This is a genomic window from Streptomyces sp. NPDC047081 (assembly GCF_040643775.1).
Classification (GTDB): Bacteria; Actinomycetota; Actinomycetes; order Streptomycetales; family Streptomycetaceae; genus Streptomyces.
In genome coordinates, this window is sequence record NZ_JBEYUY010000011.1 from 61,896 (window position 1) to 80,877 (window position 18,982).

Here is an 18,982-nt window from a genome sequence, read left to right on the forward strand (position 1 = left end):
TGATCCGCCGGACAGGGCCCAGCCCGCCAGCGCTCACCCCAACTGCCGGTACCGCCCCCGGAAATAGGCCAGCGGGCCGCCGTCCGCGCTCGGTACGTCCGCCGTGAGGACCCGGCCGATCACCAGGGTGTGGTCGCCGGCGATCACGCGCTGCTCCGTGCGGCATTCCAACGTGGCCAGGGCGCCGCCCACCAGGGGAGCGCCGGTCGCCTTGCCGCGGACGTACGGAATGTCCTCGAACAGCAGGCGGTCGCTGATGCGGCCCTTCATCGCGAAGCGGCCCGCGATGTGCCGTTGGCTTTCGGACAGGACCGAGACCGCCCACAGGGGCTGTTCGTCGAGGAGGTCGTCCATGCGGGAGCCGTTGCGCAGGCTTACCAGGACCAGGGGCGGGTCCAAGGAGACGGACATGAAGGCCGTCGCCGTCATGCCCACGTCCTCGCCGGCCGGCGCCGACGCGTCGTCGGGGTCCAGCGGCGGCTCCTGCGCGGTCACCAGGACCACGCCCGCGGCCAGCCGGGACATGGCGGCGCGGAACTCGTCGTTGCTCACACCGACAGCATGCCCGGAGGCGGGCGCGGGAATGATCGGGGCCGTGGTGGAGGGAGTGTTCAGCACGCCGGAAACGCTAATCTCCGGGACGGGACGGCCGCATCGGGCTCCCGGCCGAGGTCGGACCTAGGACCACCGACGGATCGGCGGTCCGGTTTCCGGATATCCACAAAGTCAGCGTCCAGGAATCGCACAGGAAGGGCGCAGGAACAGCGCAGGAACGGCGCCGGAAGAACGCAGAATCCCCACTCAATTGTTCATCTTTCGCTGTGACTTGAGTCACAAGAGGGACTAATTGTTGACCCTGTGTACCGGGTGGGCAGCGCGCTGTGATTCAGTGGCGGGGAAGCTGCCAGAACGATACGCCGATGAGAACCCTTGATTCGCTGCGAGGTCTCGGGGGGAGGGCGAGCATGGAGACCGAGTCGGAGCCGTACGTCCGTCTTGCGACCCTGCGGCAATTGCACCAGGTCATGGCCGACATGAACACGGCACGTAGCCTGGCGGACACCCTGCAGACCGTCGCCGACGGCGTGGTCAACGGGCTTGGTTACGAGCTGGCCTGCGTCAACCTCGTCCGCCCCGACGGCGACCTGGTCGTCGCCGCCTTCGCCGGCAACCCCGCCGCCGAGGCGCTGATCACCGGCCGGGTCGGCTCCCGCGACTCCTGGGAGCGCCGGCTGACCATGGGCGAGCACTGGGGCGACCTGGTCTTCATACCGCACACCGAGGGCTGGATCCTCGACGACGACGACGTACCGCAGTGGTACACCGACGGACCCGCGCCCCGCTTCGAGGACGAGTGGCACCCGTCCGACCGGCTGTTCGCGCCCATGTACACGCCCGCCTCGCCCGGCGGTTCCTGCGGCGAACTGATCGGCGTCCTGTCCGTGGACCGGCCGCGCAACGGCCGCCGGCCGGGCGCATGGGGGCGCGAAGCGCTCCAGATGTACGCCTTCCAGGCCGCGATCGCGATCAGCAACGCGCGTCTACGTGCCAACATGCAGCGCGCACTGGTCAGGCTCGAAAGGGAGCAGCAGGCGCTCAGGGCCAGCGAGGAGAGCTTCCGGCAGGCCTTCGAGTACGCCCCCTCCGGCATGGCCATCGCCGAGATGGGCGGCGACCAGCACGGCCGGATCCTGCGCACGAACGACGCGCTGTGCCGGCTGCTCGGCCGCCCCGCCTCCGCGATGCGCCGCTACTCCTTCTCCGACCTCGTCCACCCCGAGGACATCGGCACCCTGCTGCGGACCTCGGCGGAGGGCGGCCGCGCCGAGCTGAGACTCGGGCGCCGCGACGGTACGTACGTCTGGGTCTCCCTGCGCAACAGCGTGGTCGCGGACGCGGCCGACGGCCCCCGCTTCCTGCTCACCCACGTCGAGGACATAGAGGACCGCAAGCGCCGCGAGCAGCAGCTCGCCCACCGCGCCTCCCACGACTCCCTCACCGGCCTGCCGAACTCCGCCGAGCTGCGCACCCGCCTCTCCTCCCGGCTGTGCACACGGCCCGCCCACCCCGGCGCCCTGGAGTCCCTGGACGCGGCCTTCGGCCACCCCGCCTACGACGCCAACGGCCACGGCTTCGACTTCCGCCCGGGCGGCGTCGAGGTCTACGACGGCTTCGACCACCATGTGCACACCGCCGCGCCGGACAGCGAGCGCGACGACGGCACCAAGGGGCTCGCGGTGCTCTTCTGCGACCTCGACGGCTTCAAGTCGATCAACGACCGGTTCGGGCACAACGCGGGTGACGCGGTGCTCATCGAGGTCGCCCGCCGGCTCTCCCGCGCGGTGCGCGACGGCGACACGGTCGCCCGGCTCGGCGGCGACGAGTTCGTGATCCTCGCCGACGGGCTCGGCCGGGCCGACGCCCAGGACCTGGCCGTACGACTGCGCAACGAGATCATCCAGCCGATCCGCGCCGAGGGGCGGGCCGTGCGGGTCGGGGCCAGCTTCGGCATCGGGTGGGCGCACTGCGGCATGACTGCGGACGAAGTGTTGAAGTCGGCGGACGAGCGGATGTACGTAGAGAAACGATCTCGTCCCAAACAGCACAGACGGGCCGGCTGATCCCCAGGTCAGAGGGCGGGTCGGTGGGGCGATGCGATCCGAGTCACCCGTTTGGGGCACGGTGAGCGGGTAGGCTCGCCATTCTGACCCCAGGTATCGCACCGACCCGCACCCGCTAGGAGTACCAAGGGATGACGTCCGGCAACAACGGCGCCAGCACGCCCGAGGACGACGACCCGTTCGGCTACCTCTACGCCGATGGGCAGGCCAACGGCGCCCAGCCGCCCTCCGGCGGTTACGGCTACCCGAACTCCGTCAACCGCGTGCGTTCGGTCGGCCAGCGGCAGTACGGGCAGCCGGCCGCCCCGGCCCCCCAGGCCCAGCAGACCGCTGCCTACGGCCAGGTGCCTCAACAGCAGGGCGCGTACGGCCAGCCGAACGCCCACTACGCGGCCCCGGAGACCTTCCCGGGCGGCGGCGCCCCCACGGCCCCGCAGCAGCCCGCGTACGGCGGTGGCGGCGGGCGGCGCGGCCCCAACACCAAGGGGCTGCTCATCGGTGCGATCGCGGTGGTCGCCGCGGTGGTGATCGGCATCGGCGTCGCGATGATGGGCGGCGACGGCTCGGACGACAACGCGGGCGGGGGCAGCTCCCCGTCGGCGTCCACCTCCCAGAGCGCCTCGCCCAGCCAGTCGGCGAGCAGCAGCGCCGCCGCGGAGCTGCCGAAGACGGACGCGAAGGACCTCCAGCTGGGCGGCGGCGCGACGGTCGCCTCGGACGTCGAGGGCGCCCAGGCGGACGGCGGCAGCTATGTGACGGGGTTCAACAACGTCGGCGCCTCGGTCACCTGGACCGTCAATGACTTCCAGAAGGCCGGCTCGTACCGCCTGTATGTGCGTTACTCGATACCCGGTGTGGACGCCAATGCGACGCTGACGGTCAACGGCAAGCCCAACCAGCAGCCGCTGGGCATGAAGAACTTCACCGGCTCGGCGAAGGGCGACTACAAGAAGGGCTGGCAGTCCACCTGGGCTCCGGTGACGTTGACCAAGGGCACCAACACGTTGACGATCTCCTGCGGTCAGTCCAACCAGTGCGACGCCCTCATCGATCAACTGTGGGTGCAGTAGGGCTCGCACGGCGTAGACGGTCCGTCAAGCGCGACAGCCGCCGGAGGTGTTGACCTCCGGCGGCTGTCGCACATGGTGAACTTCGGGCTCAGCGCTTTCGGCGCATCTCAGCCATAGATCTCGACCGAGTTGGCGCTGCCGGGGTTGTCCGAGTAGGTGCCCGGCTTCAGCGTGACCAGCTTGTTGCCGGTGGCACAGCCGAGGGTGGCCTTCCAGAAGACCAGGGTGTAGTCGGTCTGGTTCGAGACGGACTTGGCGACGTGGTCGAGAGGGATACAGCCGGGCTTCTCGGAGTAGACCGTCCTGGTTCCGGTCCTGTTCTTCCCCGACCATCCGCAGAACTTGCCCTTCGGGCAGGTGTTGGGATCGGCCGCGGCGGCCGGTGTGGCAAAGGCGCCGCCCAACAACACTCCGGCCACGGCCGCCGTCGTCAGGCTCTTCCTGAGCAGGCTCATGAGAGGTTCCCCCTGTCTCTTTCGCCACTGGTCAGGCGGCGAAATGGGTCGATGCAGTGAACAAGTGATCATCAGATCATCTGATCGACATCGCAGGAAGGTCGTTTCTCGGCCAAGCTCCAGGCGGACATTTTCGGCGAGGGGTACGAGGCCTTCACGCGGCGGTGACTTCCCCGGTCACGGCCACTCGCGTCACCAGCTCCTCGTAGGCCGCCCGGTCGAACTCGCCCGCCACCGGGGCCAGTACGGTCGCTGCCGACAGGGCCACCGCCCGGGACAGGCGGTCGGGCCACGGGAGTTGTTCCACCAGGGCCGACAACAGGCCTGCAACCGCCGAGTCTCCGGCGCCTGTTGGGTTGCCGCGCAGGCGGGCCGGTGGGGTCGCGCGCCAGCGGCCCTCGGGGGTGGTGGCCAGCAGGCCCTCCGTGCCGAGCGAGGCGACGACCGAGCGGGCGCCGCGACGGCGGGCGTCCTGCGTGGCGCGCAACGGCTCGTGGGAGCCGGTGAGTTCGGCCAGCTCCTCGGTGTTCGGCTTGATCAGGTCCGGGCGGGCGGCCACGCCCCGCCGCAGAGGTTCCCCGCTCGTGTCGAGGAGTACGGGCACCCCGGCCGCCTTCGCCAGCCGCACCAGGCCCGCGTACGCGCCCACCGGCACCCCCGGCGGCAGACTGCCGCACAGGGCCACCGCCGCCATCGACGGCAGCAGATCCTCGTACGCCTCCTGGAAGGCGGACCACTCGGCGGGTGTGATCGTCGGACCCGGTTCGTTGAGCTGGGTGGTGTCGCCGGTCTGTTCGTCGACGACCGCGATCGTGCGCCGGGTCGCGGCCGATACGGGGACCAGCGCGTCCACCACCCCGGGGACGGCGGTGAGTTGGTCCTGGACGATACGGCCGGTCGCGCCGCCGGTGAAGCCGGTGACCGTGACCTCGTGGCCGAGCGCCGCCAGTACACGGGCGACGTTCAGGCCCTTGCCGCCGGGGCGTTCGGTCACCTGGGTGACGCGGTGCGAGGCGTGCGGCTTCAGGGCCGGGACGCGGTACGTGATGTCGAGAGCGGTGTTCAGCGTGACCGTGAGGATCAACTGGGCCGACCTCCCCCGACGACGAATGCGGTACGCGCGCCGGACAGGCGGCGGCCTCCCAGTCTCCCAGGACTACCGCCGCCCCAACAGCCGGACACATCACCCCAGTTGGGGATCGACCACCCATTCACCTCGGCGCATCACGCCCTTGAGGGCGAATTGATGGTCAAGAAGTACCAGGTCGGCGTCCTTGCCGGGCTCCAGCGAGCCGATCCGGTCGTACCGGCCGAGCAGCCGCGCGGGATTCGCGGAGATGGCCGCCACGACGTCCTCCACGGGCAGCCGGTCCACGGTCACCGCCCGCTGGAAGGCACGGTCCAGGGTGAGCGTCGACCCGGCGATCGACCCGCCCTCGACGAGCCGCGCGACGCCTTCGCTGACCTCTACCTCCAGGGGGCCGAGCATGTAACGCCCGTCGCCGAAGCCGGCCGCGTCCATCGCGTCCGTGATGAAGGCGACCCGGCCCGCGCGGGCGTGGTGGAACGCGAGCTGGAGGGAGGCCGGGTGGAGGTGCGTGCCGTCGTTGATGAGCTCGACCGTGATCCGCTCGTCCTCCAGGAGGGCGGCGATCGGGCCGGGGGCGCGGTGGCCGAGCGCGGGCATGGCGTTGAAGAGGTGCGTGGCCACGGTGGCGCCGGCGTCGATCGCCTCGACCGTCTGCTCGTACGTCGCGTCGGTGTGGCCGATCGCCGCGATGACGCCGTGCTCGGCGAGCAGCCGTACGGAGTCGATGCCGCCCGGCAGTTCGGTGGCGAGGGTGACCATCGCGGCCCGGCCGCGCGCCGCGTCGATCAGCTTGCGGACGTCCGCCGGGTCGGGGTCGCGCAGCAGTTCCTCGGAGTGCGCGCCCTTGCGGCACGGGGAGATGAAGGGGCCCTCGAAGTGAATACCGGCGATGTCGCCCTGCTCGGCGAGCTCGCTGAGCAGACCGGCGCGCTGGGCGAGGAAGTCCATGTCACCGGTGACGGTGGAGGCGACGAGGGTGGTGGTGCCGTGGAGGCGGTGGGTGTGGATGCCGCGGAGTACATCGTCGACGGTGCCTGAAGTGAACGAGGCCCCGCCGCCGCCGTGGTTGTGGATGTCGACGAAGCCGGGGACTGCCCAGAGGCCGTCGAGGTGGGTCACTGTGGCGTTGGCGGGGGCCGCGCCGGCGATTTTCGTGCCGTCGACGACGACTTGGCTGTCGTGGACGATTCCGGTGGGCAGCACGACGTTGACACCCGTGAGCACGAGGGGGGTTCCGGCCGTCGCGGGGTGCGGGCTCGTTGTGGCTGGTCGCGCAGTTCCCCGCGCCCCTAGGTCGGCTGCCATCAGGGGGTTACCTCCGTACGGTTGGTAATGGTCAGGAGATCCCAGGCCATGAGGCCCGCGCCCAGGCATCCGGCGCTGTCGCCGAGCGCCGCCGGGACGATCGTCGGCAGCTTCTGGAAGGTCACCCGGCGTTTCACGGCCTCCCGCAGCGGTGTGAACAAGGTTTCCCCGGCCTCCGCCAGGCCGCCACCGATGATGAGGGTGCGCGGGTCCAGCAGGGTGAGGGCGGTGACCAGGCCGTCGGCCAGGGCGTCCACCGCCTGCTGCCAGACCCGGACGGCGTTCGGATCGCCGGACGCGACGGCCTTCGCGCAGTCGGCCGCGTCCGCCTCGGGGTCCCCGGAGGCCGCCGCCCACGCCTCGCTGACGGCCGCCGCGGAGGCGTACCGCTCAAGGCAGCCCACCTGCCCGCAGGGACAGGGGCTGCCTCCCGGCCGTACGACGATGTGGCCGATCTCGCCCGCGAAGCCGTGCGCACCCGCCTCCACCCGGCCCGCGATCCCGATCGCGCCCGCGATGCCCGTGCCGAGCGGGACGAAGAGGAAGCGGTCGGCGCCCTTGCCCGCGCCGATCCGGCCCTCCGCGAGCCCGCCGGTGCGGACGTCGTGGCCGAGAGCGACGGGTACGCCGAGGCGGTCGGCGAGCAGGTCGCGCAGGGGTACGTCGCGCCAGCCCAGGTTGGCCGAGTACGCGGCGACGCCCCGCTCCTCGTCGACGATGCCGGGCACGGCGACGCCGGCCGCCGCCGCGGGCTCGCCGAGGCGGTCGATGCCGTACGCGCGCAGTTCGGACGCGAAGTCGAGGATCGACCCGACCACCGCCTCCGGCCCGCGCTCGCGGCCGGTCGCGCGGCGGGCCTGGTGCAGCAGCTCGCCGTCGGCGCCGACGAGGGCCGCCTTCATCCCGGTGCCGCCCACATCGAGGGCGATGACATGTCTCACGGGTGTAGTGTGGCCCGCCGACCCGCGAGAGGTCTAGTCCACTTACGTGGTGTAGACCTTATGGCGTCCACATATTGAACGGCGAGACAGTTGGGACGTGACGTGGTGCGGCGGCGCAGGACGGGAACGGTCGCGGTGATGTCCGCGCTGGGGATGACGGCGGCCCTCGGCGGCTGCGGCGTCACCGGCGGCTCGGGGGACGTCACGCTGAGACTGGTCGCGGCGGACTACGGCGACTCCGCTGCCAACGCCTCCCAGAAGTACTGGGACAAGCTCGTCAAGGAGTACGAGAGCGCGCACTCCGGCGTGAAGGTCGAGGTCACCGTCTACTCGTGGACCGACGTCGACCGCAAGGTCAAGGAGATGGTCGACGCCGGCAAGGCGCCGGACATGGCGCAGATCGGCGCGTACGCCGACTACGCGGCCAAGGACCTGCTCTACTCGGCCGACGATCTGCTCTCCATCAGCACCCAGGCCGACTTCGCCTCCCAGCTGGCCACGGCGGGGCAGGTGAAGGGCGTGCAGTACGGCATGCCGTTCGCGGCCTCCACCCGGCTGCTCTTCTACAACAAGACCCTCTTCACCAAGGCCGGGCTCACCCCGCCGACCACGTGGAAGCAGCTCGCCGCCGACGCCGAGGTGCTCAAGGCACAGGGCGTGAAGTACCCGTACGCACTGCCGCTCGGGCCCGAGGAGGCGCAGGCCGAGACGATGCAGTGGCTGCTGAGCGGCGGGGGCGGCTACACCGACACCGTCGGCACGTACGGCATCGACTCCGCGCAGAACGTCGACACCTTCACCTGGCTCAAGGACGACCTGGTCGACAAGGGGCTGACGGGGCCGGTGGCCCCCGGCAAGCTCAACCGCGCCGCCGCCTTCGCCGCCTTCGCGAGCGGTGACGTCGGCATGCTCAACGGGCACCCCTCGCTGATGAAGATCGCCGCGAAGAAGGGCGTCAAGTTCGGCATGGTCCCGATGCCCGGCGTGGACGGCGCGACCAAGAACTCCATGGGCGTCGCCGACTGGATGATGGCCTTCAAGAAGAACGGCCACGCCGAGCAGGTCGGGGACTTCCTCGACTTCGTCTACGACGAGAAGAACGTCCTCGACTTCTCCCGCGAGTACGACCTCCTGCCGGTCACCAACTCCGCGTCCGAGACGATGAGTTCGGCCAAGCAGGACGCCGACCTCAAGCCGTTCCTGGACGAGCTGCCGCAGTCCGAGCTGCCGCCGGTGGACAAGACCTCGTGGGCGGCCGTGAGCGCGGCGGTGAAGAAGCGGATAGGCCAGGCGGTGACCGCGAACGGCAGCCCGGCGGCGACGCTCGCGCAGCTGCAGTCCACGGCGTCCATGGCGGAGAGCGGGCAGTAGCCTCCCGCTCCTCCGGAGGGGTGACTGTCAGTGGTGGGCGCTACGGTTCGTGACATGGAAGAGGAGCAGCAGCTGGGGGAGCGGGAGCGGGCCGTACTCGCACTGGAGCGCAGGGGGTTTACGGGCCCGGGCGCGAAGGAGCGGGCGATACGGGAGGAGCTGGGGCTGGCTCCGGTCCGCTACTACCAGCTGCTGAACGCGCTGCTGGACGACGAGCGGGCGCTGGCCCACGACCCGGTGACGGTGAACAGGCTGAGAAGGGTGCGGGAGCGGCGCAGGGGTGACCGTTAGGGTCGCCGTATGGGCACCCATGACACGGACACGGACCCCCTGCCGACGCCCGCCACCCGGGCCGGCCGTGACGGACTCGACGCGATCCTGGCCAACCCCGGCAGGTCGGTGATCGCCCTCGACTTCGACGGCACCCTCGCCCCGATCGTGCCGGACCCCGAACAGGCCCGCGCCCATCCGGACGCGGTCCCCGCGCTGGCGCGGCTCACCCCGAAGGTGGCCTCGGTCGCCGTGGTGACCGGCCGCCCGGCGGGCGTCGCCGTCCGGCACGGGGGCTTCGCGGGCGTGCCCGGCCTGGAGCACCTCACCGTCCTCGGGCATTACGGCGCCGAGCGCTGGGACGCGGTCAGCGGCGAGGTCACGGCTCCCCCGCCGCACCCCGGGGTCGCCGCGGTCCGCGCCGAACTGCCCGGGTTCCTGGACCGGGTGGGGGCCTGGCAGGGCACGTGGATCGAGGAGAAGGGCCGCGCGGTCGCCGTCCACACCCGCCGGGCGACCGACCCGCAGGCCGCGTTCGACGCCCTCCGCGAGCCCCTCACCGACCTGGCCACCCGCCACGGCCTGATCGTCGAACCGGGCCGCCTGGTCCTGGAACTCCGCCCACCCGGCATGGACAAGGGCGTCGCCCTCCTGGACCACGCCCGCGAAACGGCCGCGACGGCGGTCCTCTACGCCGGCGACGACCTGGGCGACCTCCCGGCGTTCGCGGCGGTGGAGAAACTGCGGTCGGACGGCGTGCCGGGCTTGCTGGTGTGCAGCGGCAGCGACGAGGTGACGGAGCTGCGGGAGCGGGCCGACCTGGTGGTGGAGGGGCCGGAGGGGGTCGTACGCCTACTGACCGCTCTGGCGGCTCAACTCGGCTGATCCACCAGGGCGTTCAGCTGGTCCAGGAACCACTGCGCCGGTGGCAGCGCCGTCGCCGCCGCGGCGAGCCGTTTCGTGCGCTCGGCCCGTTCCTCCACCGGCATGGTCAGCGCCTCGTGCAGGGCGTTCGCCGTGCCGATCACGTCGTAGGGGTTCACCACGAGCGCGTCCTTGCCGAGTTCCTGGAACGCCCCGGCCTCCCGCGACAGCACCAGCGCGCAGCCCTCGTCGGAGACCACCGGCACCTCCTTCGCGACCAGGTTCATGCCGTCCCGGATGGGGTTCACCAGCGCCACGTCGGCCAGCCGGTACGCCGCCAGCGAGCGGGCGAAGTCGTCCTTGACGTGCAGGACGACCGGCGTCCAACCCGCCGTCCCGTACTGGGAGTTGATCTCCTCCGCCAGCCGTTGCACCTCGGCCGTGTAGTCCCGGTAGACGGCGAGGTCCTGCCGGGAGGGGTAGGCGAAGGCCACGTGCACGACCCGCTCGCGCCACTCGGGGCGGTCGTCGAGCAGCTGCCGGTACGCCAGCAGCCCGCGCACGATGTTCTTCGACAGCTCCGTCCGGTCCACCCGGACGATGGTCCTGCGCCCCGCGCCGATCTCCTCCCGCAGCGCCGCCATCCGCTCCTCGACGTCCGCCTCGTGCGAGCGCGCGTGCAGGAACTCGGCGTCGGCGCCGAGCCCGTGGACGCCGATCAGCGTCTCCCGGCCGGTGCGGCGGCCGTCGCGCAGGTGCTCGATGGTCCTGGGGGCGCCCGACGGCCACCTGGAGACCCAGCGCTCGACGTCGACCCCGTCCGCGCACTTCTGGAACGCCGTTGCCCACCGCCAGGTCAGGAACGCCACCCGGTCCGCCCCGAGCATGCCCTCCATCAACCGCACCTGAATGTCGTCGGGCAGCATCCGGAAGTAGTCCTCCGGCGCCCACGGCGTGTGCGAGAAGTGCCCGATCCGCAGATCCGGCCGCAGCTCCCGCAGCATCCCCGGCACCAGGCACAGGTGGTAGTCCTGTACGAGGACCGCCGCACCCTCGGCCGCCTCCTCCGCCAGAGCTTCGGCGAACGCCCGGTTGTAGGCCTCGTACGACTCCCACTGCCGCCGGAACTCCGCGTCGAACACCGGCTCCAGCGGCGTCTGGTACAGCATGTGGTGGACGAACCAGAGGACCGAGTTCGCGATGCCGTTGTACGCGTCCGCGTGCACGTCGGCCGGGATGTCCAGCATCCGTACGCCGGCCTCGCCCTCCCCGCGCCGTACCGCCTCGCGGTCGCCGTCGGACAGCGCCGAGCACACCCACAGCGCGCCCGCGTCCGGGCCGATCGCGGACAGACCGGAGACCAGCCCGCCACCGCCCCGCTTGGCGGTCAGCGAGCCGTCCTCCGACACCTCGTACGAGACCGGGCCGCGATTGGACGCGACCAGCACGGGGGCGCTCTGCGATGAAGCCATGCCTCGAACCCTAGCCCGGCACCCAACCGCCCAAACGTTCCCCGTCGGCCGCGGGCCGGTGGGGGCTGGTCGCGCCCGTCTTACGCGGCCTTTCTCTCCAGGTACTCCCGGATGTCCACCATCGGCGGCCGTTCCTCCGTGTCCACCGAATAGGTGCGCGGCTCGAAGCCGTCCTCGCCCCGCTCGAACTGGGTGAGCGAGGGGCGGATCAGGTGGCCGCGGGCCAGGCGGAGCTGGGCGGTGCGGTAGATCGCCGCCGCCATACGGCCGAGCGCCTGGCCGTCCTGGTGCCGGTGCTTGCGGACGCCGACGTCGACCTGGGCGAGCGCGTCGAGACCGACGAGGTGCAGGGCGTCGACCAGCATGCCGAGCTCCACGCCGTAGCCGACGGGGAACGGGAGCTGTTCGAGGAGGGAGCGGCGGGCCGCGTACTCGCCGCCCAGCGGCTGCACGAAACCGGCCAGCTGCGGCCAGTGCATGTTCAGCAGCGGGCGGGCCATCAGCTCGGTGACCCGGCCGCCCTGCCCGGCCGCGCCGGCGAGCGGACGGTCGTACATGCCCTTGACCAGGTCGATCCCGGGGTCGGTGAGCAGCGGGCCGACGATTCCGGACACGAAGTCCGACGAGAAGTCCTTCAGGTCGGCGTCGATGAAGCAGACGATGTCCCCGCTCGTGACCAGCAGCGAGCGCCACAGCACCTCGCCCTTGCCGGGGACCGTCGGGATGCGCGGCAGGATCTCGTCGCGGTGGACGACCCGTGCGCCGGCCGCCTCGGCGACCTCGGAGGTGCGGTCGGTGGACCCGGAGTCGACGACGACGATCTCGTCGACGAGCGGGACCTGTTGCATGAGGTCGTGACGGATGATCGCGACGATGTCGCCCACCGTCTCCTCCTCGTTGAGCGCGGGCAGCACGACGGAGACCGTCTGGCCCGAGCGGTGCTTGGCGGCGAGGATCTGGTGCAGCGGACGGTCTGTGACGGACCAGGAGCGGGTGCTCAGCCAGCGCTCGACTTCTTCCAGCACGTAGGCGGCTCCTCACATGTGTCTCGCGGTTCGGACGACTATCTCAACTGTCCTGGCCTTCGGTTACAGTCTTGAACAACGTCGATGACCATCGCATGTCCGAGATCGTTGAACGAACAATCGAATACCGCTCATCCAGAGGGGCAGAGGGATACGGCCCGATGAAGCCCCGGCAACCCTCCAGCCGGTCTTTCCACGTCGTCGTGGTGAGGCTCCCGGCTAGGGAAGGTGCCAAATCCGTCTCACGGCGAGATGCGTCGTGAGGAAGATGAGGAGAAAGGGCCTCGCCTCACATGGCTGCGCAGACTGTTGCAAGCACCACGAACCCCACCGTCGACCTCGGTCCCGCCGCGGCGCTTTCCTGCCGCGAGTGCGGTCACCGCGTACCGCTCGGTCCGGTTTTCGCCTGCGAGGAGTGTTTCGGCCCGCTGGAGATCGCGTACGACTTCTCGGCCTACGACACCGAGGAGCTCCGCAAGCAGATCGAGGCGGGACCCGCGAACATCTGGCGTTACGCGCCGCTGCTGCCCGTTCCGGCCGACGTGGCCGAGAAGCCGAACATCAACCCCGGCTGGACCAAGCTCGTCCAGGCCGACAACCTCGCGCGCGAGTTCGGCGTCGACGCCGGCAAGCTCTTCGTGAAGGACGACTCCGGCAACCCGACGCACTCCTTCAAGGACCGCGTCGTCGCCCAGGCCATCGAGGCCGCGCGCGCCTTCGACTTCACCACCCTCTCCTGCTCCTCCACCGGCAACCTCGCCGGTGCGGTCGGTGCCGCCGCCGCCCGGGCCGGCTTCCGCTCCTGCGTGTTCATCCCGCACGACCTGGAGCAGGGCAAGGTCGTCATGGCCGCGGTCTACGGCGGCGAGCTCGTCGGCATCGAGGGCAACTACGACGACGTGAACCGTTTCTGCTCCGAGCTGATCGGCGACCCGGCCGGCGAGGGCTGGGGCTTCGTCAACGTCAACCTGCGGCCGTACTACGCGGAGGGGTCCAAGACCCTGGCGTACGAGATCTGCGAGCAGCTGGGCTGGAAGCTGCCGGACCAGCTGGTGGTGCCGATCGCCTCCGGTTCGCAGCTGACGAAGATCGACAAGGGGCTGCAGGAGCTGATCAAGCTCGGGCTCGTCGAGGACAGGCCGTACAAGATCTTCGGCGCGCAGGCGGAAGGGTGCTCGCCGGTGTCGGTCGCCTACAAGGCGGGGCACGACGTGGTCCGGCCGCAGAAGCCGAACACCATCGCCAAGTCCCTCGCGATCGGCAACCCGGCGGACGGGCCGTACGTGCTGGACATCGCGCGCCGGACCGGCGGTGCGGTGGAGGACGTGAACGACGAGCAGATCGTCGACGCGATCAAGCTGCTGGCGCGCACCGAGGGCATCTTCGCGGAGACCGCCGGTGGCGTGACCGTGGGCGTCACGCGCAAGCTGATCGAGAACGGCGTACTCGACCCGACCCTCACCACGGTCGTCCTCAACACGGGCGACGGCCTGAAGACCCTCGACGCGGTGGCCGGGACCGGCCTCACCGCCACCATCCGCCCGAACCTGGACTCCTTCCGAGAGGCTGGCCTCGCATGAGCGTCAACGTCCGCATCCCCACCATCCTGCGTACCTACACCGGCGGCCAGGCCGAGGTCTCCGCCGAGGGTGCCACCCTTGCCGAGGTCATCAGCGACCTGGAGAAGAACCACACCGGTATCGCCGCCCGGGTTCTCGACGACCAGGGCAAGCTGCGGCGGTTCGTCAATGTGTACGTGAACGACGACGACGTGCGGTTCGAGCAGGGGCTGGAGACGGCGACCCCGGACGGTGCGGGCGTCTCGATCATCCCGGCCGTCGCCGGAGGCTGATTATTACCGTCGGTAACGGCGGTCACCAAGAGTTCACCGAATTGCCCCCTCCGTGAGAGAAGCGGAGGGGGCAATTCTGCATGGTTGAGCACGGTACAGTTGGGGAACCTGCTGCTTCCCGCATGCCGGACGCATATGAGTACCGGCTCCGGGTGCAACAAGAAGCAGCCAAAGTGTGCAGGTCTTTTGCGGCTTATGTTCCCTTTGTGGGGCCCGACTTGCCCTGAATTCAGGCGAATTCTCACTACATTCCGGACCGGTTCCGTCCAGAATTCTCGTCCGATTGACCTGTTGCAGACGGCAGTTGGACAGATACATTCAGCCGCGGTCGACGCGTTCCGGCGCACGCCCCCAAACCGTGGGGGGTGAGGTCTGACCCGGATCCGCGAAGTGCGGATCTGTGCAAGGGCCAGTAATAGGGGAGTTAGGCATGGCTCAGGGCACCGTCAAGTGGTTCAACGCGGAGAAGGGGTACGGCTTCATCGCGGTCGACGGTGGTGCGGATGTTTTCGTCCACTACAGCGCCATCCAGATGGACGGGTACCGCACCCTGGAAGAGGGCCAGCGGGTCGATTTCGAGATCTCGCAGGGTCAGAAGGGGCCGCAGGCGGACATGGTCCGACTGGCGACCAGCTGAAGCACGCGCCGGGCAGTAACAGCGTCGTTCTTCGTTCTTCTTCGGAGGGCTCGTATCCCATGGGGAGTCATGGGTTACGAGCCCTTCGGCATGCCCGGGGCGCGCGTCAGGGCCCGTCGGGGCCCGTGGGAGACCTGGCCGATCCCCGAGAGCCGCTTGCACTCGCATGGGTCGAGTGCTAATCATTGGCGTTAGCACTCTGAAGGTGAGAGTGACAAAGAAGGACCGGGTCGGTGAGGCCCGCAGGCCGGGTGGGGCAAGGAACCACGAGGTGTGCGAGCCGTCCGTCGCGGGCGCGGGCGCGGTCCGAAGGAATCACCCCCAGTCCTGGAGGGACCACTTCACATGGCCAAGATCATCGCGTTCGACGAGGAGGCGCGGCGCGGCCTCGAGCGCGGCATGAACCAGCTCGCGGACGCCGTGAAGGTGACGCTCGGCCCCAAGGGCCGCAACGTCGTCCTCGAGAAGAAGTGGGGCGCCCCCACGATCACCAACGATGGTGTCTCCATCGCCAAGGAGATCGAGCTCGAGGACCCGTACGAGAAGATCGGCGCCGAGCTGGTCAAGGAAGTCGCCAAGAAGACGGACGACGTCGCCGGTGACGGTACGACCACCGCGACCGTCCTCGCCCAGGCCCTCGTCAAGGAAGGCCTGCGCAACGTAGCCGCCGGCGCCAACCCGATGGCCCTCAAGCGCGGTATCGAGAAGGCCGTCGAGGCCGTCTCCGGTGCCCTGCTCGAGCAGGCGAAGGATGTCGAGACCAAGGAGCAGATCGCTTCGACGGCCTCCATCTCCGCCGCCGACACCCAGATCGGCGAGCTCATCGCCGAGGCGATGGACAAGGTCGGCAAGGAAGGCGTCATCACCGTCGAGGAGTCCCAGACCTTCGGTCTGGAGCTGGAGCTCACCGAGGGTATGCGCTTCGACAAGGGCTACATCTCGGCGTACTTCGCCACCGACATGGAGCGGATGGAGGCGTCGCTCGACGACCCGTACATCCTGATCGCCAACTCCAAGATCGGCTCCGTCAAGGACCTGCTCCCGCTCCTGGAGAAGGTCATGCAGTCGGGCAGGCCGCTGCTGATCATCGCCGAGGACGTCGAGGGCGAGGCCCTGTCGACCCTGGTCGTCAACAAGATCCGCGGCACCTTCAAGTCCGTCGCGGTCAAGGCCCCGGGCTTCGGCGACCGCCGCAAGGCGATGCTGAACGACATCGCCATCCTCACCGGTGGCGAGGTCATCTCCGAGGAGGTCGGTCTCAAGCTCGAGAACACCTCCCTGGACCTCCTGGGCAAGGCCCGCAAGGTCGTCATCACCAAGGACGAGACCACCATCGTCGACGGTGCCGGCTCCTCCGAGCAGGTCGCGGGCCGCGTCAACCAGATCCGCGCCGAGATCGAGAACAGCGACTCGGACTACGACCGCGAGAAGCTCCAGGAGCGCCTGGCGAAGCTCGCCGGTGGCGTCGCCGTCATCAAGGCCGGTGCCGCGACCGAGGTCGAGCTCAAGGAGCGCAAGCACCGCATCGAGGACGCCGTGCGCAACGCCAAGGCGGCCGTCGAGGAGGGCATCGTCGCCGGTGGTGGCGTGGCCCTGCTGCAGGCCTCCCAGGTCTTCGAGAAGCTGGAGCTGGAGGGTGACGAGGCGACCGGCGCGCAGGCCGTGAAGCTCGCCCTTGAGGCCCCGCTGAAGCAGATCGCCGTGAACGCCGGCCTCGAGGGCGGCGTCGTGGTGGAGAAGGTCCGCAACCTCACCCCGGGTCACGGCCTCAACGCCGCGACCGGTGAGTACGTCGACCTGGTCAAGGAAGGCATCATCGACCCGGCGAAGGTGACCCGCTCTGCCCTGCAGAACGCCGCCTCCATCGCCGCGCTCTTCCTCACCACCGAGGCCGTCATCGCCGACAAGCCGGAGAAGGCCGCCGCGCCCGCCGGTGGCGGCATGCCGGGCGGTGACATGGACTTCTGATCGGCCTCCGGCTGATCCGGGTTCCACCGAGGGCGGCACTCCCTGGAAACAGGGGGTGCCGCCCTCGGGCGTGTTCGAGGTCATAGGAGGGTTGCTTAAGCGGGTGCAACAATGCGTGTGCACATACCAGCCGGTCAATAATGCCCCCGAACGAGGAGTCCACCCACGTGACCACCGCGACCTCCCGCGCCGCCGAGATCCTCTCCCGGCCGACGACGATCAACGGCCTCACCGTCCCGAACCGGATCGTGATGGCGCCGATGACCCGGATGTTCTCCCCGGGCGGCGTCCCGGGCGCCGACGTGGCCTCGTACTACTCACGCCGTGCCGCCGCCGGCGTCGGGCTGATCGTCACCGAGGGGACGTACGTCGGCCACGACTCGGCCGGCAACAGCGACCGCGTACCGCGCTTCCACGGTGAGGAGCAGCTCGCGGGCTGGGCCAAGGTCGCCGAGGACGTGCACGCGGCGGGCGGCACGATCGTCCCGCAGCTGTGGCACATCGGCATGGTCCGCGAGCAGGGACAGGCGCCCTACGCCGACGCCCCCGCCGTCGGCCCCTCCGGCCTGGTGACCGCGGGTGCCGAGCCGACCGGCAAGGCGATGACGCAGAAGGACGTGGACGACGTCATCGGCGCGTTCGCCGAGGCCGCTGCGGCCGCGGAGCGCATCGGGTTCGACGGTGTGGAGCTGCACGGCGCCCACGGGTACCTCCTCGACCAGTTCCTGTGGGCGGGCACGAACCGTCGTAAGGACGCGTACGGCGGTGACGCCGTCGGGCGTGTCACCTTCGCGGCGGAGATCGTCGCGGCGGTCCGGGAAGCGGTGTCGGCCGAGTTCCCGGTCATCTTCCGGTACTCGCAGTGGAAGCAGCAGGAGTACAGCGCGCGGCTCGCCGAGACGCCGGAGGAGCTGGAGGCGATCCTCGCGCCGCTGGCCGCCGCGGGTGTCGACGCGTTCCATGCGTCCACGCGGCGGTACTGGCTGCCGGAGTTCGAGGGTTCGGATCTGAACCTGGCCGGGTGGACGAAGAAGCTCACGGGCAAGCCGGTCATCACCGTCGGGTCGGTCGGTCTCGACGGGGACTTCCTCAAGGGGTTCCAGGGTGAAGGGGCGCCGGTCAAGGGGATCGACAACCTTCTCGACCGGTTGGAGGCGGAGGAGTTCGACATGGTCGCGGTCGGGCGGGCGCTGCTGCAGGATCCGGAGTGGGCGGCGAAGGTGCTTGCGGGGCGGGTGGAGGAGCTGGCGCCGTATGACGCGGCGGCGCTGCGGTCGCTGAGCTGAGCTGAGCTGAGCCGAGCCGAGCTGCTGGATGCCGGTGCGGGGTGGTGGGGGTGCGCGTCCCTGGGGGCTGCGCCCCCAGACCCCCATCGGCCTTCGGCCTCGTCCTCAAACGCCGGACGGGCTGGATTTGCCGGCCGGAGGTGAGAATGGGTGTATGACCTCCGTCCGTGTCGCCGGTCCCGCCGATGTCGAGTCCATCGTCTCCACCTTCAACTCCGCCTTCTTCCATGACCCCGTCTGGGGGGCCGCCTTTCCCGACGAGGCGCGGCGGGCCGATCAGGCGGCTGTCATGTGGCGGGTCTACGTCACCTCCGCCCTCCGCTATCCCTGGACCCTCGTGACCCCGAACGTCGAAGCCGCCGCCATCTGGATCCCGCCGGGCGGGGTTGAGCTGACGGAGGAGGAAGTGGGGCGGCTGGAGCGGGAGTTGGCCGAGGTGACCGATGAGCGGACCGCTCGGGCGATCATGGAGATCGGGGAGCGGTTCGAGGAGGCGCATCCCGCCGAGCCGTTCTTCTACCTCACGATCCTCGGGACGCACGCCGACCATCGCGGCAAGGGGCTCGGCATGGGGCTCGTCGCCGAGAGTCTCGCCCGAATCGACGAACTCGGCGCCCCCGCCTACCTGGAGTCCACCAACCCGGCCAACCTCAAGCGCTACGAAAGCGTCGGCTTCCGGGTGCGCGGGGAGATCGCCATCCCGGGCGGGCAGGTCGTTACGACGATGTGGCGGCCCGGAGGAGCCAATTAGGGCT

18 protein-coding genes and 1 riboswitch are annotated in these 18,982 nt (G+C 70.0%); of the genes, 11 read left to right on the plus strand and 7 right to left on the minus strand.

Annotation, left to right across the window (positions count from 1 at the left end):
- Positions 1 to 33: 33 nt before the first annotated feature.
- Entirely contained in the window at positions 34 to 618 is a 585-nt protein-coding gene (locus tag ABZ848_RS22095; protein WP_360834271.1) for a flavin reductase family protein, read from the minus strand.
- A 347-nt stretch (positions 619 to 965) separates the two neighbouring features.
- Here ABZ848_RS22095 and cdgB point away from each other — a divergent pair, with 347 nt between their 5' ends.
- Both cdgB and ABZ848_RS22105 read left to right on the plus strand, forming a co-directional pair.
- Positions 966 to 2,621 (plus strand): diguanylate cyclase CdgB, encoded by a 1,656-nt coding sequence (cdgB, locus tag ABZ848_RS22100; protein WP_360834273.1) that lies wholly within the window; start codon positions 966 to 968, stop codon positions 2,619 to 2,621.
- Positions 2,622 to 2,752: 131 nt separating this feature from the next.
- A complete protein-coding gene (locus ABZ848_RS22105; RefSeq protein ID WP_360834275.1) occupies positions 2,753 to 3,691 on the plus strand; it encodes a CBM35 domain-containing protein in 939 nt (312 codons plus the stop codon).
- Between the two features lie 107 nt (positions 3,692 to 3,798).
- Here ABZ848_RS22105 and ABZ848_RS22110 read toward each other — a convergent pair whose 3' ends face one another.
- The 4 genes from ABZ848_RS22110 to ABZ848_RS22125 form a co-directional block, all read right to left on the minus strand.
- Positions 3,799 to 4,146, minus strand: a complete 348-nt coding sequence (locus tag ABZ848_RS22110) for a peptidase inhibitor family I36 protein (protein WP_360834277.1) — start codon at positions 4,144 to 4,146, stop codon at positions 3,799 to 3,801.
- Positions 4,147 to 4,300: 154 nt separating this feature from the next.
- Positions 4,301 to 5,230 (minus strand): 1-phosphofructokinase family hexose kinase, encoded by a 930-nt coding sequence (locus ABZ848_RS22115; protein ID WP_360834279.1) that lies wholly within the window; start codon positions 5,228 to 5,230, stop codon positions 4,301 to 4,303.
- 99 nt (positions 5,231 to 5,329) lie between these two features.
- The gene (gene nagA, locus ABZ848_RS22120) at positions 5,330 to 6,541 is read right to left on the minus strand and encodes an N-acetylglucosamine-6-phosphate deacetylase (protein ID WP_360834281.1); all 1,212 of its coding nucleotides are present in this window, start codon (positions 6,539 to 6,541) and stop codon (positions 5,330 to 5,332) included.
- Positions 6,541 to 7,482 (minus strand): ROK family protein, encoded by a 942-nt coding sequence (locus tag ABZ848_RS22125; RefSeq protein ID WP_360834283.1) that lies wholly within the window; start codon positions 7,480 to 7,482, stop codon positions 6,541 to 6,543. The genes nagA and ABZ848_RS22125 overlap by 1 nt, the downstream gene beginning before the upstream one ends.
- A gap of 138 nt (positions 7,483 to 7,620) precedes the next feature.
- On the opposite strand from ABZ848_RS22125, the gene ABZ848_RS22130 reads away from it, so the two are divergent.
- From ABZ848_RS22130 to otsB, 3 genes are read left to right on the plus strand one after another with little or no spacing between them, the layout of a single operon-like run.
- Positions 7,621 to 8,853: an extracellular solute-binding protein gene (locus ABZ848_RS22130; RefSeq protein ID WP_360834285.1), complete on the plus strand. Its 1,233-nt coding sequence runs from the start codon at positions 7,621 to 7,623 to the stop codon at positions 8,851 to 8,853.
- A 54-nt stretch (positions 8,854 to 8,907) separates the two neighbouring features.
- Positions 8,908 to 9,144 carry a DUF3263 domain-containing protein gene (locus tag ABZ848_RS22135; protein ID WP_360834287.1) on the plus strand — a complete coding sequence of 79 codons (237 nt, stop codon included), beginning with the start codon at positions 8,908 to 8,910 and terminating at the stop codon, positions 9,142 to 9,144.
- A 9-nt stretch (positions 9,145 to 9,153) separates the two neighbouring features.
- On the plus strand, positions 9,154 to 10,008 hold the full coding sequence (otsB, locus tag ABZ848_RS22140; RefSeq protein ID WP_360834289.1) for a trehalose-phosphatase: 855 nt from the start codon (positions 9,154 to 9,156) through the stop codon (positions 10,006 to 10,008).
- On the opposite strand, the gene ABZ848_RS22145 is transcribed toward otsB, so the two are convergent.
- The gene (locus ABZ848_RS22145) at positions 9,996 to 11,459 is read right to left on the minus strand and encodes a trehalose-6-phosphate synthase (protein ID WP_360834291.1); all 1,464 of its coding nucleotides are present in this window, start codon (positions 11,457 to 11,459) and stop codon (positions 9,996 to 9,998) included. The two genes, otsB and ABZ848_RS22145, sit on opposite strands and share 13 nt — an antisense overlap.
- Before the next feature lie 80 nt (positions 11,460 to 11,539).
- Positions 11,540 to 12,484 (minus strand): glucosyl-3-phosphoglycerate synthase, encoded by a 945-nt coding sequence (locus ABZ848_RS22150; protein WP_360834293.1) that lies wholly within the window; start codon positions 12,482 to 12,484, stop codon positions 11,540 to 11,542.
- 128 nt (positions 12,485 to 12,612) lie between these two features.
- A riboswitch (SAM riboswitch) is annotated at positions 12,613 to 12,759 on the plus strand.
- A gap of 18 nt (positions 12,760 to 12,777) precedes the next feature.
- Here ABZ848_RS22150 and thrC point away from each other — a divergent pair.
- From thrC to ABZ848_RS22180, 6 genes are all read left to right on the plus strand, one after another.
- Positions 12,778 to 14,064, plus strand: coding sequence for a threonine synthase (gene thrC / locus ABZ848_RS22155; protein ID WP_360834295.1), 1,287 nt, complete (start codon positions 12,778 to 12,780; stop codon positions 14,062 to 14,064).
- On the plus strand, positions 14,061 to 14,336 hold the full coding sequence (locus ABZ848_RS22160; RefSeq protein ID WP_360834297.1) for a MoaD/ThiS family protein: 276 nt from the start codon (positions 14,061 to 14,063) through the stop codon (positions 14,334 to 14,336). The genes thrC and ABZ848_RS22160 overlap by 4 nt, the downstream gene beginning before the upstream one ends.
- Before the next feature lie 430 nt (positions 14,337 to 14,766).
- Positions 14,767 to 14,973, plus strand: coding sequence for a cold-shock protein (locus ABZ848_RS22165; protein ID WP_019057200.1), 207 nt, complete (start codon positions 14,767 to 14,769; stop codon positions 14,971 to 14,973).
- Between the two features lie 345 nt (positions 14,974 to 15,318).
- Positions 15,319 to 16,941: a chaperonin GroEL gene (gene groL / locus ABZ848_RS22170; RefSeq protein WP_360834299.1), complete on the plus strand. Its 1,623-nt coding sequence runs from the start codon at positions 15,319 to 15,321 to the stop codon at positions 16,939 to 16,941.
- 167 nt (positions 16,942 to 17,108) lie between these two features.
- On the plus strand, positions 17,109 to 18,227 hold the full coding sequence (locus tag ABZ848_RS22175) for an NADH:flavin oxidoreductase (protein WP_360834301.1): 1,119 nt from the start codon (positions 17,109 to 17,111) through the stop codon (positions 18,225 to 18,227).
- Positions 18,228 to 18,381: 154 nt separating this feature from the next.
- Positions 18,382 to 18,978 carry a GNAT family N-acetyltransferase gene (locus ABZ848_RS22180; RefSeq protein ID WP_360834303.1) on the plus strand — a complete coding sequence of 199 codons (597 nt, stop codon included), beginning with the start codon at positions 18,382 to 18,384 and terminating at the stop codon, positions 18,976 to 18,978.
- Positions 18,979 to 18,982 lie beyond the last annotated feature (4 nt).